Annotated in this window: 7 protein-coding genes; 1 reads left to right on the top strand and 6 read right to left on the bottom strand. The window is 63.4% G+C overall.

Annotated features, from left to right (window positions below; all coding sequences use genetic code 11):
* Window positions 1–186 precede the first annotated feature (186 nt).
* The gene (locus ACZ5WQ_RS00930; protein WP_464382932.1) at window positions 187–849 is read left to right on the top strand and encodes a response regulator; all 663 of its coding nucleotides are present in this window, start codon (window positions 187–189) and stop codon (window positions 847–849) included.
* Window positions 850–1,670: 821 nt separating this feature from the next.
* Here ACZ5WQ_RS00930 and ACZ5WQ_RS00925 read toward each other — a convergent pair.
* From ACZ5WQ_RS00925 to ACZ5WQ_RS00900, 6 genes are all read right to left on the bottom strand, one after another.
* Entirely contained in the window at window positions 1,671–4,271 is a 2,601-nt protein-coding gene (locus tag ACZ5WQ_RS00925; RefSeq protein WP_464382931.1) for a hybrid sensor histidine kinase/response regulator, read from the bottom strand.
* A complete protein-coding gene (gene nosP / locus ACZ5WQ_RS00920; protein WP_464383679.1) occupies window positions 4,255–5,415 on the bottom strand; it encodes a nitric oxide-sensing protein NosP in 1,161 nt (386 codons plus the stop codon). Before nosP ends, ACZ5WQ_RS00925 begins: the two co-directional genes overlap by 17 nt.
* 179 nt (window positions 5,416–5,594) lie before the next feature.
* Window positions 5,595–6,761 (bottom strand): porin, encoded by a 1,167-nt coding sequence (locus tag ACZ5WQ_RS00915; RefSeq protein ID WP_335600063.1) that lies wholly within the window; start codon window positions 6,759–6,761, stop codon window positions 5,595–5,597.
* A 183-nt stretch (window positions 6,762–6,944) separates the two neighbouring features.
* Window positions 6,945–9,521: an insulinase family protein gene (locus tag ACZ5WQ_RS00910; protein WP_464382930.1), complete on the bottom strand. Its 2,577-nt coding sequence runs from the start codon at window positions 9,519–9,521 to the stop codon at window positions 6,945–6,947.
* A gap of 168 nt (window positions 9,522–9,689) precedes the next feature.
* On the bottom strand, window positions 9,690–11,468 hold the full coding sequence (locus ACZ5WQ_RS00905) for a PQQ-dependent methanol/ethanol family dehydrogenase (protein WP_269687769.1): 1,779 nt from the start codon (window positions 11,466–11,468) through the stop codon (window positions 9,690–9,692).
* A gap of 197 nt (window positions 11,469–11,665) precedes the next feature.
* The gene (locus ACZ5WQ_RS00900) at window positions 11,666–13,699 is read right to left on the bottom strand and encodes a TonB-dependent receptor (RefSeq protein ID WP_464382929.1); all 2,034 of its coding nucleotides are present in this window, start codon (window positions 13,697–13,699) and stop codon (window positions 11,666–11,668) included.
* Window positions 13,700–14,004: the final 305 nt, after the last annotated feature.

Genomic DNA, 14,004 nt, shown 5'->3' with positions numbered 1-14,004 from the left:
CTTATGGCTTGCAGCTTAAAACTTGCGGCTCCCGGCCCTCCGGGCCGGGATTACTACTTTAGTACCGGTTCGTTGTGCGAATGTATCATTTGCAAGACGCCCCACCGGGGGTGTAATACCAACTGATACCACCGGGCCAGCGTTGCCCGGCATGACCAAATACAACAAAAACAGGTTGCCCAAGCCATGTACAAGATACTGATAGCTGATGATCATCCGTTGTTTCGCGAGGCCATCTGCAACGTCATCAGTAGCGGATTTCCCGGCAGCGAGCTGCTGGAAACCTGCGACCTGGATAGTGCTCTGGCCATAGCCCGGGAACAGGACGACCTGGATCTGATTCTGCTGGACCTCAACATGCCCGGCATGCACGGCCTCAATGGCCTGATCACGCTGCGCAACGAGTCGCCATCGATTCCAGTGGTGATCGTCTCCGCCGAGGAAGACAAGCAGGTAGTGCTGCAGGCCATCACCTACGGCGCGGTCGGCTTTATCACCAAATCCTCACCCCGCGCGCAAATGACCGAAGCAATCGAGCAGATCCTTGCCGGCAACGTCTACCTGCCCTCCGACATCATCCGCGCCAACCACACCATCACCCGCCGCAACCCCGAGGAATACCCCATCTCCCCGGAACTGCTGTACGCCCTCACCCGCAAGCAACTGCTGGTGCTTGAGCGCATGGCCAAGGGCGAGTCCAACAAACAGATCGCCTACCACCTCGACATCGCCGAAACCACGGTGAAAGCGCACGTGTCCGCGATTCTGCGCAAGTTGAATGTGCATAACCGGGTGCAGGCGATTTTGTCGGCGAGTGATGTGGATTTCAGTGCGTATTTGCGGCGCTGAGCGGGGCGCTGTTTAGCCCCTCGGCGTACGTTTTAATACCGCTTTCGTAGCGGCACGGTATGCCGTGCCCGGCGTCCCGCGATACATCCTCGGATTTGATCATTATCTGCGCCGGCTTAGCGTCCCTGTTTCGCCTACTCCGGCGAGCCAAGGGGGGCTTCTTGCCCAGCCCCCCTTAGCAATCCCCCGGGGCACCCAACTACGCGGCCCTGCGGGTTCGCTGCGTTGCTCGGCCTGACGGGGGCCGGCAGAACTCGGCTCTGCGGGCCTCAGACATGCTGCCGCCCTTTTTCCCGCCAGCCCTGCGCTACTCGCCCGCGTAAACGGGAACTGGGGCCGTGCGCACTCGCCCCTCTTCTCCGTAATCAAAACCACACACACGGGACGGTCGAGCTCCCGCTCGACCAGCGAACCGCCGTGCAACGTCATGGCCGAGTTGGAACTCGGCCTTCCCGCAGAGAATGTTCCTGCGACGGGGGATGAGGTGTGCACGGACCAATACCCCCGTCTGCGTGGGCGAGTAGCGCAGGGCTGGCGGGAAATAGGGCGGCAGCCTGTTTGAGGAGCGCAGCGACGAGTTCTGCCGGCCCCCGTCAGGCCGAGCAACGCAGCGAACCCGCAGGGCTGCGCAGCCGGGTGGCCTTTCTTTTGGTTACTTTTCTTTGGCCAAGCAAAGAAAAGTGACTCGCCAGGAAGGCGAAAGGAATCCCAATGAATGCGAGGAAATAAGCCTGAAATACCAAAGGCGAACGCGCGTATCGAAGAAACCACAGAGCCAGCAGAAGGCACTATTTTCTGTATTTGTCAGGGCGACCCAAAGATCACCCACTCACCGCCAACAAATGACTCATCGCCGTCTTCAACTTCATCGGCTTCACCGGCTTGTGCAGAATCACATGCCCCAACTCGCGCACCTGCAGTTTCAGCGCGTTGCTGTAGTTGGCGGTGATGAGCAGCACGGGCAGCGGTGAGCTGCGGCGGGCGTTGATGCGTTGGACGACGTCGACGCCGTTGACGTCGTTGTCGAGGTGGTAGTCGGCGATCAGCAGATCGGCCTGGGCGTGGAAGTTGTCGACCTGCGCGGCGAGGTCTTCTTCCGACAGCGCGGTGATGACGTTGCAGCCCCAGCCTTCCAGTAGCGTGCGCATGCCGGCGCAGATGGCGGCGTCGTTATCCAGTACCCAGATGGTGGAGCCCGGCAGGCGTTCGCCGATCCGCGCGGTGACCGGTTCGTCGTGCACCACGGTCGGTTGCAGACGGCCAAAGGGCACATCGACGCTGAACACCGAGCCCTGCCCTTCGGTTGAGCGCACGCGAATGCGGTGACCGAGCATGCGGGCAATCTTGTCGACGATGGCAAGACCCAGGCCCAGACCACGGTCGCGGGTGTTGGCGCTGGGGTTGACCCGTTTGAACTCCTGAAAGATCTCCTGCAGTTTGTCTTCTGGGATGCCCATGCCAGTGTCCCAGACCTCGATGCGCAGGCCGTGGGCGTGGCGACGGCAGCCGAGCAGGATGCGCCCGGACGGCGTGTAGCGGATGGCGTTGGTGAGGAAGTTGCGCAGGATACGCAGCAGCAGTTGGGCGTCGCTGCGCACCACCGCACCACACGGCACAAAGCTCAGTTGCAGACCTTCGCTGGCGGCGAGCTGGCGATATTCGTTGGCCAGGTTGTCGAGTAGGCTGTCGAGGCAGAAGGCGTTGATATCCGGCTTGATGACCCCGGCGTCCAGCTTGGAAATATCGACCAACGTGCCGAGCAGGTTTTCGACGTCTTCCAGCGAGTGGCTGACCTGCCGCACCAGCGCGGCACTTCCTTCCGGCACCTGCTGCTCCAAAAGCGCGCCGGTAAACAGCCGCGCGGCGTTGAGTGGCTGCAGCAGGTCGTGGCTGACGGCGGCGAGAAACTTGGTTTTTGACAGGTTGGCCTGCTCGGCTTCGCGCTTGGCTTCGCGCAGGCGCGCTTCGGCCTCGGCGCGCTCGCGGATCTCCTGGCGCATCTGACTGTTTACTTCGGTCAGCTCCTGAGTGCGCTCGCGCACGCGCTGCTCCAGATGCTGATAGGCCTGATGCAGCGCCTCGGAGGTGCGCCGCCGCTCGGTGATGTCGCGGATCATCACAAAGATGCCGACCACCTCGCCGTCGGCGCTCCGATTGGGTACGTAGGAACGCAGCAGGTAGCGCTGGTGGCCGTCCAGATTGGGTTCGGCAAACTCGAAGCTGACGCTCTCGCCGTTGAAGGCACGGGCGATGTAAGGCTCCAGACGGGCGTACTGCTCGGCGCTGTGCACCCGGTGCAGGCTCTGGCCGAGGATCTCGCCACGGGCCCAGCCGTACCAGTCTTCATACACCTTGTTAGTGAACTGGTAGGTCAGATCGGCACCGACATAGGCAATCAGCGCCGGTACATGGTCGGTAATCAGCCTGACCCAGCGCTCGCTGTCCTCCAGCGCGCGGGCGTAGAGGTCGCGCTCAGTAATGTCGGTAAATGTGTTGACGAAGCCGCCGGTGGGCATGGGATGGGTGCGTACTTCCAGCACCCGGCCATTGCCCAAGTGCTGCTCGCAGGTCAGCACCGGCGCGCCCTGCTCGGTGCGGCTGTAGGGCGTGAACAGCTCCAGCTCGCTGTCTTCCATCACCTCGTCGAACGGGCGATGGGCTTCAATCGGTGCCAGACCGGCCAGTTCCAGGAAGCGGCCGTTCCAGACTTCCAGCGCGCCCTCGTCGTTAACCACCGCCACGCCCTGCGACAGGCTGTCGACGGTACGCTGCAGCAGCCGGGTCTTCTGCTCCAGCGCCTTCTCGCGCCGCGCCTTTTCGGACTGCTTAAGGTCGGTGATATCGGTGTACATGATCACCAGCCCGCCTTCGCGGGTCGGCCGTTCGCTGACCTGCATCCAGCGCTGATCGCGCAGCTGATGCAGCAGGTGGCCATCGGCGGCGGCGTCGGTATCGACGATCAGCCCGGCGCGCAGCGCCATGCGCTTGACCTCGCCGAGTGAGGTGCCTTCGGTGATGCGCACGCCGGTGCCCTGCCAGAATGCGGCAAAGCGGCGGTTATAAAGCACGATGCGCTTGTTCTCGTCGAACAGCACAAAGGCATCGGGCACGCTTTCGATGGCGTCGATCAGGTAGTGATGCGCCTTCTCGGCGCGGGCGCGGGCATCACTCAGCAGGCGGTTGCTGGCCTGCAACTCGGCCATGGTGTCGTTCAGCGCCTGGGTGCGTTCGCGTACCTGCTCGGCCAGCTCGACCGAGTGCTGAAACGCGGCGTAACTTTCAGTGCGCTGGCTGGAGCTGGATTCGACCCGCTCGATCAGCGCGGCATTGATGCGTTTGAGTTTGCTGTTCTGCGCGCGCAGCGCTTCCAGCTCAGCCAGCAGCTCCGGGTCATGCAGCGGCAACTCAACGCGGGAATGCAAACGCCACCCCGGTGAAGGTCTGGTTGATGTGCATACCGTTGAACTGCTCACCGTAGGTGTTGAAGCCGATCACCCGGTTGGCGGCAAGAAACTCGGACATGCGCTTATCTTCACCGCGCAGCTCGGACTCCATGCGCCGCAGGAAGCAGTCGCAGCCGAGGATCAGCACCGGTTCGCCGAGGCGCTGGCGCAACTGCTCCAAGCGCAGGCGCAGGTTGGGCAACAGCTCGCCCGGCGTCATCGCCGTAAGCACGATGCCGGTATCCACCGCGCAGTAGAACGTCAGGCTGCGGTCCGGGTTGACCCGCTGAATCGAGCGCACGTAGAACTGGTCGCGAATGCGCACGGCCAGCGCGTCGAGGGCAAAGTGCTTGCCGCTCAGTTCATCCACCGGCACGCCGACCAGCCTGGCGTATTCCTCGGCGGCGGGTTCGGCGTTCAGCTCCAGCACGGTGCGGGTGCTGCTGTCGGCGTCGGTCACCACCAGTTTGCTTTCGGTGGGTTTGAGGTGATGGGTGGTGAACACCTCGAAATCCAGCCAGGTGTTGACCATCACCACCACCGCAGCGCCGGTAACAAAGCGGCCCTGATAGTAGACGTGGGTGTGGCTCAGGTGATTGTCGTCACCGGCCGAGCCGCCGAAATGGGGAATGCTGCCAAGCGCGGCGCTGAGGGTGTTGAGCACCAGTTCTTCGCGGCTGGACAAGCCGTCGAGCAACGTCAGGGCAAAGGTGTGATCCTTGACCGGCGCCAGGTTGACCTGCCGACAGTGACCCAGCATCCGCTCTACCGCCTGCTGCGCCTCGACCAGACTGAAGCTGTCCAGCGCGCGGATCAGCGTGCAGTCCACGGCAAAGGTACGCAGATCCAGCCCGACCGCGCTGATGCAGCCACGCCCATAGCCCTCGGCGCTGATCTCTCCGGCAGTCGTACAACCCAACAGCATGACGCCGCCAAAGTGCTGTTCCAGCGCGGTCGCCAGCTGGTCGAGCGGGTATTCGGCCGAGCAGAAGAACAGCACACAGCCCAGATGCGGGTGCAATAACTGGCGCGCCAGATCCTGCGCCGCGGCGTCCGGGTCGGTGGCCTCGGTCATGGCGGTGCGGAAGCAGTCGTCGAGCGGCTGGGTGCTGAAGTCGGGCATACCGGAAATCGGGTTCATGCCAACGATTCTAGAGAGCAGGCAAGCCCCGGCCCTATACTACTTCAGTACTGGATTGGTAGGTCTTGGGAAGGACGCGCCCCTGCGAAGGGGCAGCGTGCAGCAGAATGCAAAAACCCCCGCCGGTGTTCACAGGCGGGGGTTGGCACTACTGGACGCGATTACCAGCTCAGCGCAACACCGAGAGCGACGGAGTCAGTCTCTTCGATGGTGACGCTGTTGGTGCGATCTTCGATCTCGAACTGGTTGTACTCGGCTACCAGCGTCAGGTGCTCGTTGATGCTGTGGAACAGGCCGATAGCGCGGGTTTCGTAGTCAGCGGCAACGCCCAGACCGTTGCCGTCGTCTTCAGTCTTGCCGAAGGACAGGGCCAGACGGGTCTTGCCGCCGAAGGTGTAGGAACCCTGCAACAGGTGACCGGTGCTGTCGACTTCACGCAGTACCGCTTCGCCCGCGTTGTTGGTGAAGAACGGGTTGATGCCTTCGGCGTCAAAACCGGACGCGGTCAGGGACAGGGCGCCCATCTTCGCCTGGACGCCGTAGCCAAAACCCTGCGAGGTCACGTCATCAACAGTGCTGTCGGTGTTCTTGGAGGTCTGGTAACCGGCGTTCACCCAGCTGTAGATATCGGCGCCAGCCAGATCGAACTGATAGGTGATCTCGGTTTCGAAACGCGGGGCGTCCTGATAGTTCTTGCCGACAGCGCTGTCGTCGCTGGTGTCGACCGGGTCCATGATACCGGCGGCAACGCGCAGGCCACCCATGACCGGCGAGCGGTAGGTGATCTGAGCGGTCGGGAACGGGTACGGGTAGCCGCTGCCGATGTTGCCGAAGGACACGCCGCCGCCGTCGACCAGGCCCAGTGTGTCGCTGACCTGACCGTAACCGGCGAGCATTTCGTCGAGCAGAATGTTGGAGCGGGCAAACAGCCCGAAGTCCTTACCGACCAGCACTTCACCCCAGTCGCCGCCGATAGTGCCGTAGAACTGACGTACGTCGATGGCGGTGGCGGTACCGTTGGTTTCGCTGTCGTTGATGGTGACCCAGAAGGACGAACGCGCGCCGAGTGTCAGGTCGCCCATGTCCTTGCCCATGTTGAAGCCGATGTAGTTCGGCAGAAAGCCCATCTTGACGCGGGCCTGATCGCGGTCCAGGTCGTCATTGATGTTGTCGGTGTCGGTCTGAACGTAGAAGGCATTGACGTAGCCGTCAGCGGAGAAGGTGGTGCCGTCTTCGTCGTACAGGGTAATGGCGGCGGAGGCCGGCGCGCTCAGCAGTGCGAGGGCGATGGGGGTCAGCAGGGTGCAGGCAATCTTGTTCTTGTACATGGTGCTCTCCGATGTAATCAGTGACTGAAGCGTCACACCGATTATCAGAAAGCCCCCTGCCCGCCCCCATTGGCCATGAGCGGCGGTTGTATTGCCCTTTGGTGTGTGCGACCAAGCGACGAAGAAAATCGCCGGCGGCAGGTTGTATTTACAACCTACCTAGGTAGTACACATGCGCTTTTTTCAGTCCGCCCCGGCCTGCCGACTGAGCAGGCGCCAACGCGCACTGTGGGGCAGGCGACTGACGAATGCGCGCCAGTGCAGGGCGTCAAGCTGCAGCAACGCCTGCCGCTCTGCCACCAACTGATCTTCGCGCTGCCAGAGACAGTCTTCCCAGTGCGCCTCAAAGCCCTGCTGCGGGTGCTGCCGATACTGCTCCAGCAACTGCGAAAGGTGCACGGCATGGTCCTGCAATTGAACGGTAGACAGGGCACCCAGATGCTTGAGGCTCTGCTCCAGAAAGCGGTCTACCGCCGATTCGATGCAGCGGTGTGAACGGTCCGGCGACTGCACCAGCAGCAACAGACCGGGGCGGCCGGCACGGCGATGCAGGCGCGCGACTACCCAGTAGCCCAGCTGCTGGCGGGTGCGCAGCTCGGCAAAGAAGGAATCAGCCAGCAAGTGGTGCAGCAGGCGCCAGCAGGCCGCTTCCAGCAGGCTGTCGCCTTCAGCCGGCAGATACAGCAGCTGGGCGCGGTCGGTGTGCCTGCTGCTGACCTCGCTGACCTGCAGCTGCCCCGGCTGCAGCTGCGGCAACGGACAGCACCAGGCAAACGGCTGCATCAGACTCGGGCACAGATTGATCAGCAATTTGGCCACTTGCGAGCGCTCGGCCTCCGGCCAGCCGTCGGGTTTGAGCCAGATGATCTGCGCCTGCCCGCACAGCCGCTGCCAGAGCGCCAACGGGTCGCGCAGCCGCAAGGCACTGGTCGAGCGTTCCTGCTCCAGCGTCTGCAGCAGCCGCCAGGCGGGCAGGGCGTCCTGCTCGTCCTGCAGCCAGCGGCGGCGGCGACGCTCGATCAAAGGCAGCTGGCTGGCCGCAGGCGGCGTCTGCAACTGACTCAGCAGCTCGCGCACAAAGCCAGGCAGCAGGGCCTGCGGACCACGCACATCCAGCACCAGCTGGCCCGGCGCCAGCGACCATTGCAGTCCCACGCCAACCCGCGCGCCCCAACGCTCCAGCGCCTCGCTTTGCAGCGTCCAGCAGGCCTGCAGCCAGCGCCGCTCGGCCAGTGTTGCCGAACTGTCTGCCCAGCACCATGCCAGTCGGGTGCGCAACGCCCCACCTTGCGGACTAAAGCGTTGCAGACGCAGACCGGGCGCGACCGATGACCAGCGCAGCCCTTTGGGTGCCTCGGCCAGCGGACCAAGGCAGGGGCCGAGCCGACCGGCCAGGTTTGCGGTCGGCGCAGGGCTCGGCGGCAACGCGCGTGCCTGCCAGCGGGTGTCGGTGTGCGCACACAGCTCACCGCCTGGCAGCCTTGGCAGGCGCTGCAACAGTAAACGGTTGGTCGGACTCAGTTGGCTGAGCAGTTGCTGCCAATCGGCCAGGCCGAGAGTCGGCAGCGCAACGCCAGCCACATCCAGCACCTGTTCCGCCGCCAGCGTCAGCAACCGATCGGCGTAGCGACGGCAGCTGTCGAGCATGTCACCCTGCGGGCCGAGATCAAAGGCGGTCTGCGCCAGAGCCCGACGCGCCGCCTGCGGCCACTCGGCCGGGTCCTTGCTGCGCATGGCCTGCAGCCAGCCGTCCAGCCCGGCCAGCACCTGTTCGGGCTCGGCGTCAGCGCTGTGCAACTCGATACGCAGCAGCGCCTGACCGCCGACGTCCGGCTCCAGCGAGGCGTGCAACTCATCGAGCAAACCGCGATCGCGCAGATATCCCAGTGCGCCTGCGGGCGAGGGACTGTTCAGCCATTCATCCAGCCAGTGCGCTGCGGCGCCGTGCAGATCGCACTCACGCACGGGATACAGCAACACCGTCTGCGGCTGACTGCTGCGACCTTGCCATTCCACCTGACGCGGCAACTGGCCTGGTGCAAACAGCGGCAGGACGAAAGGTTCGGGCGCGCGCCCCGCCGGCAGTTGCTCCGCGCTGTCCCGCGCCAGCGCCAGCAGTTGCTCTGGCGCCTGCGGCCCGTGCAGCACCAGCGCCATGCTGCCCGCACGGTAGTGGATGGCGTGCCACTGGCTCAGCCGCTCGGATACCGTAGCCGCGTCCCCCGCCAGTGTTTGCGCATTGCCGGCGGTAAAGCGGCTGAGTGGATGCTGCGATTGCACCTGCGAGGCGAGCACCGCCTGGGCATGGATGTCGTCGTCGGCCAGGCGGGTCTTGAACTCGGCGTCAATCACCCGCCGTTCCTGCTCGATCTGTTCAGGGGCAAACAATGGTGCCGCCAGCATGTCGGTCAGCTGGGCCAGGCATGGCTGCAGGCCCTGCGGGCTGACCGAGCAGAAAAAACGTGTGGCGTAGGGTGCGGTGCTGGCATTAAAGCGCCCACCCCACTCCGCCACCCGGGCAGGAAACGAGCCCGGATCAGGCCAGCCTCGTGAGCCCATAAACAGCATGTGTTCGAGCAGATGCGCGAGCCCCGGCAGGTCGTCGGGCTCGGCATGACTGCCGGCGGCAACCTGATAAACCGCCGTCGCCTGACTGGCGTGGGCGTCGTGAATCAACAGACAAAGCAGACCGTTACTGGCGCGGTACAGCTGGTAGTCGCGCTGGTCGGCAGGCAGGGAGGCAAGAGATATCGGGTGCACGGCAGGTCACGCAGGGTAGAAGCCAGTGCTCAGGGTAACGCAGCCAGGCAGGCCGCCCGGGAAACCGGTACCAAAGTAGTAAATTGCCGCGACAGGCGGCGAAGAACCGGGCGCAGGATACGCCCGGTGGCAGGAGAAGGGAGTGCGCCGAGGCGCACTCCCGACTGCTCAGCGCTGGCTGACTGCCGCGCTGCTCGGCAGCTTGAAGGTCCAGAGAGTGCCGCCCTGGGTGAAGTTCTTCACCCGCTCGGCAACGTGGCCACCCCACAGCGGTACCGCACCACCCCAGCCGGACATCACGGAGACATACTGCTCGCCGTCCATCTCCCAGGTAATCGGTGAGCCGATCACGCCGGAACCGGTATTGAACTGCCACAGTTTCTCACCGTTACGCGAGTCAAACGCCATCAGGTAGCCTTCGGGGTTACCGGTGAACACCAGGTTGCCCTTGGTGCTCAGCACGCCGCCCCACAGCGGAGCCTCGTTCTGGTAGCGCCAGATTTCCTCACCGGTTTTCGGATCCATCGCACGCAGCACACCGATGTACTCCTCGTTCAGCGGCTTGATGGTGAAGCCGGCACCCAGGTAGGCGGCGCCCTTCTTGTAAGTGGTGGATTCGTTCCAGATGTCCATGCCCCACTCATTCGACGGGACGTAGAACAGGCCGGTGTTCTGGCCGTAGGACATCGGCATCCAGTTCTTGCCGCCGAGGAAGGCCGGCGCGGTGAACACCTGACGGCCGGCGTCGCCGGATTCGGTCGGTGCGCCCGGACGGTAGTCATCGGCGTAGATCGGACGGCCATTCTCATCCAGACCGGTGGCCCAGGTGATCTTGTCGACGAACGGGAAACCGCGGATAAAATCGCCGTTGGTGCGATCCAGCACGTAGAAGAAGCCGTTGCGGTCGGCAGTACCGGCCGCCTTCACTTCCTTGCCGTCTTCTTCGTAATTGAAGGAGATCAGCTCGTTCACGCCGTCAAAGTCCCAGCCGTCATGCGGGGTTGTCTGGAAGTGCCAGACGATCTGACCGTTGTCGGGGTTCAAAGCCAGACGCGAAGACGAGTAAAGGTTGTCGCCGGGGCGCAGGTGCGAGTTCCAGGGTGCCGGGTTACCGGTACCGAAGAACAGCAGGTTGGTTTCCGGATCGTAATAGCCGCCCAGCCACGGCGCGCCGCCACCGGTCTTCCACAGGTCGCCCGGCCAGCTCTGATTGGCTTCGCCACCGGAGATACCGGCCTCGACCGCCTTGCCGTCTTCGTAGGTGTAACCCATGTGACCTTCGATGGTAGGACGGGTCCACAGCAGTTCGCCGTTGGAGGGGTTGTAGGCTTCGATCTTGCCAACCACGCCGAATTCACCACCGGAGACGCCGGTGATCAGCTTGCCGTCAACCACCAGCGGTGCGGCGGTGATCGAGTAGCCGGCCTTGTAGTCAGCAACGGTCTTGCGCCAGACCACCTTGCCGGTGTCCTTGTCCAGAGCGACCAGCTTGGCATCCAGGGTGCCGAAGATCACCAGGTTGTCCCACAGGGCTACACCACGGTTGATTACGTCGCAGCACGGCATGATGCCGTCGGGCAGGCGGGCGTCGTATTGCCAGAGTTTGGCACCGGTGCGGGCGTCAACCGCGAAGACCCGCGAGTAGGAACCGGTGACATACATCACGCCGTCCTTGATCATCGGCTGGGACTGCTGACCGCGCTGCTTTTCGCCACCCAGCGAGAAAGCCCAGACCGGCTGCAGACTGCTGACGTTTTCGGTATTGAGCATGTCCAGGGTGCTGTAACGCTGACCCTGCAGGCCCATGCCGTTGGTGACCACCTGGCTGTTGTTGGTGGCATCGGCACGGATATCGTCGTTGGTGACATTGGCTGCGGCCACGCTGGCGACGCTCATGGCGGCGACCAGCGTGGTTAACAGAAAGGAAGAGCGGGCATGTTTGGTCATTGCTGCTACCTCTGAGATGTTGTTGTATTGGCGCAGTCGGGTTGTGCCGAGCGATACTCGGTACCGCTCGGCACGTCCCACACGATGAAACGGGAAAATTTCCTGCTTCTGGCCACGATTCTTGGCTCAGAGCCCAATACCAACAATTGCTCGCAGGGGTAATTTCCTTACTCCCTTGGTAGCAGTACCCGCCCGCCTCAGAACACCAAACGCGCGCCAACCGTGAGGTTGCGACCCGGCAGCAGCACCTCGTCCTTGATGAACGAGCTGTGCTGACGCGCCTTCTCGTTGAGCAGGTTGTTGCCGCGCAGATAGAGCAGCAGATCGCTTTCACCCAGCTGTCCACGCCAGTTCAGCCCGGCCCCCAGCAGCGTGTAGTCGCCAGTCTCGGTCTCGTAGTCGGCAATGTTGTCCTGACGCATCACCTGACTCGCTTCCAGCCGCGCCGATACAGCGCCAGTCAGACGCTGATCCAGCCGCACGCCAACCCGATCAGCCGAGATACGCGGCAGGTCGCCACCATCCTTCAGACGGCCACGCACACTGTCGCCAAACAGGGTCAGCCCGGTCGCCGCGGTTGCCTGCCAGCTCACGCTGCCCTCAAGCCCCTGCAGCACGGCATCAGGCTGGCGGTACTCAACGACGCGATAGCCCGCGCCCGGATCAGCGCCGGTATCCGCCGCGTAGATAAAGTCATCCACCTCGTTGCGATAGACACTGACATCAAAGGTGACCGCGCCACGGGTGCGACGCAGACCGAGTTCAGCGTTGATCGCAGTTTCCCGATCCAGATCCGGGTCACCGAGTTCAACGGTACGCGTGGCCGCGTGCGGGCCGTTGGCATACAGCTCTTCGGCGGTCGGCAGACGCTGTGAGCGCGACAGCGAACCGTACAGCGCCAGATCCGGCTGGAACTGCCAGGTAGCACCCAGCGAAACCGAGGTGCCGCGATGGTCAGCGTCGTCACTGCCCTGCTTCACATCGACCGACTGCCATTCCTGGCGCAGACCGACTTCATACAGCCAATCGCCCGCCTCATAGCTTTCCAGCAGAAACAGCGCGCGGTTGTGGGTCAGCGTCGCCGGAACGTAAGCCTCCTCCCCTTCGGCGGCAAAGTCACGGCGGGTCAGCTGAGTGCCGATCACCCCGCGCCAGCCGGCAACTGGAGCATGCGTAACCTCAAGCCGACCATCGGTACCGCGGTTGGTGAAGCGGGTGCCCACTTCATCGCCTTCCATCTCGACGTGGCGGTAGTCGGTATCGGCAACGCGCAGGCGTACACGTTCTACCCCGGCAAACGGATTCTGGTACTCGCCACGCAGATCCCAGCGGCGCTGCTCCATATCGATCCAGGCATCGGCGTGTTCGTGGTCATGATCATGGTCGTCGTGATCATCGTCGTGGTCGTCATGGCCACCGCAGTGCCAATCAGGGCCGTGGGTGTGACAGTCGGCGTGCTCGTGCGCCAGCAAACCGTATTCGCGATCCTGACGGCTGTAGGCCAGGCCCAGATAGCCCTGCTCACCGATCCAGCTCAGCCCCAGAGAACCGGTATCGGTATCGTTGTAGGCGCCTTCCTGACGGGACGGATGGCCCGGGATGCGGTAGGGATCAGCCTCACTCTTGCCGCCCTCGATACGCATGGCAAAGGCACCGGTACCCAACGTCAGACCCGCTGAACCGGCGCGCTCATCGGCAACCGTATTGGCGCGCAGATCAATCTCGCCCTCGTAGCCGCGCTCAGGCACGTAGGTCGGCACCCGACGATCAATCAGGTTGACCACCCCGCCAATCGCACCGCCACCGTACAGCAGCGTGGCCGGGCCCTTGAGTACCTCCACCCGCTCGATCAATGCGGTATCGGCGCTGATCGCGTGGTCCGGGCTGATGGTCGAGGCGTCCAGCACATCAGCGCCGTCGCTCAGCACCCGTACCCGCGCCCCATCCAGCCCGCGAATGACCGGCCGGCTGCTGCCCGGCCCAAACCCGGCGGCGCGCACACCCGGCAGCGACTCCAGACTGTCCGCCAGCCCGGTCTCACGCAGCGCAAACCAGTCCTCACCCTGCAGCACCGCCGCCGGCTGAACCATTTGCTCCGGAGTCTGATTCAGCGCACTGGCGCTGACCGTCAGCGTCGGCAAATCCAGCGGCGCATCCGCTGCCTGCACGGAAGAGACACCAGCGGCCACCGCCGCCAGCGCCAGAGTCAATGGCGTCTTGCTTGAAAACATGGCTGCTCCCTTTCAATTTGGTATTGGCAACGGCATGGCTGGCACACCGCGGGGGCAGACTATAATTGTTATAACGTAACATTTAAAGCAAAAAGCTCGCTCTCATCAGCAACGCGAGTCGTGCTGGTCGAATGTCGGCCGCAGAGCGGCCATAAGCGTCTGGCTCCCACGCAGAGCGTGGGAGCCATCGGAACAGTGAAACCAAACGTGAAGCGCGCACGGCCCCAATCCCCGTTTACGCGGGCGAGTAGCGCAGGGCTGACGGGAAAAAGAGCGGCAGTATGTCTGAGGAGCAAAGCGACGAG

It is taken from the genome of Halopseudomonas sp. T1L2 (genome assembly GCF_055397385.1).
This window is presented reverse-complemented; position numbering and strand designations above follow the sequence as displayed.

Excerpts from the sequence above, each read along its gene's own strand:
- ACZ5WQ_RS00915 (WP_335600063.1), bottom strand. The coding sequence starts at position 6,761 with ATGTACAAGAACAAGATTGCCTGCACCCTGCTGACCCCCATCGCCCTC.
- ACZ5WQ_RS00930 (WP_464382932.1), top strand. The coding sequence starts at position 187 with ATGTACAAGATACTGATAGCTGATGATCATCCGTTGTTTCGCGAGGCC.
- nosP (WP_464383679.1), bottom strand. The coding sequence starts at position 5,415 with ATGCCCGACTTCAGCACCCAGCCGCTCGACGACTGCTTCCGCACCGCC.
- ACZ5WQ_RS00905 (WP_269687769.1), bottom strand. The coding sequence starts at position 11,468 with ATGACCAAACATGCCCGCTCTTCCTTTCTGTTAACCACGCTGGTCGCC.
- ACZ5WQ_RS00900 (WP_464382929.1), bottom strand. The coding sequence starts at position 13,699 with ATGTTTTCAAGCAAGACGCCATTGACTCTGGCGCTGGCGGCGGTGGCC.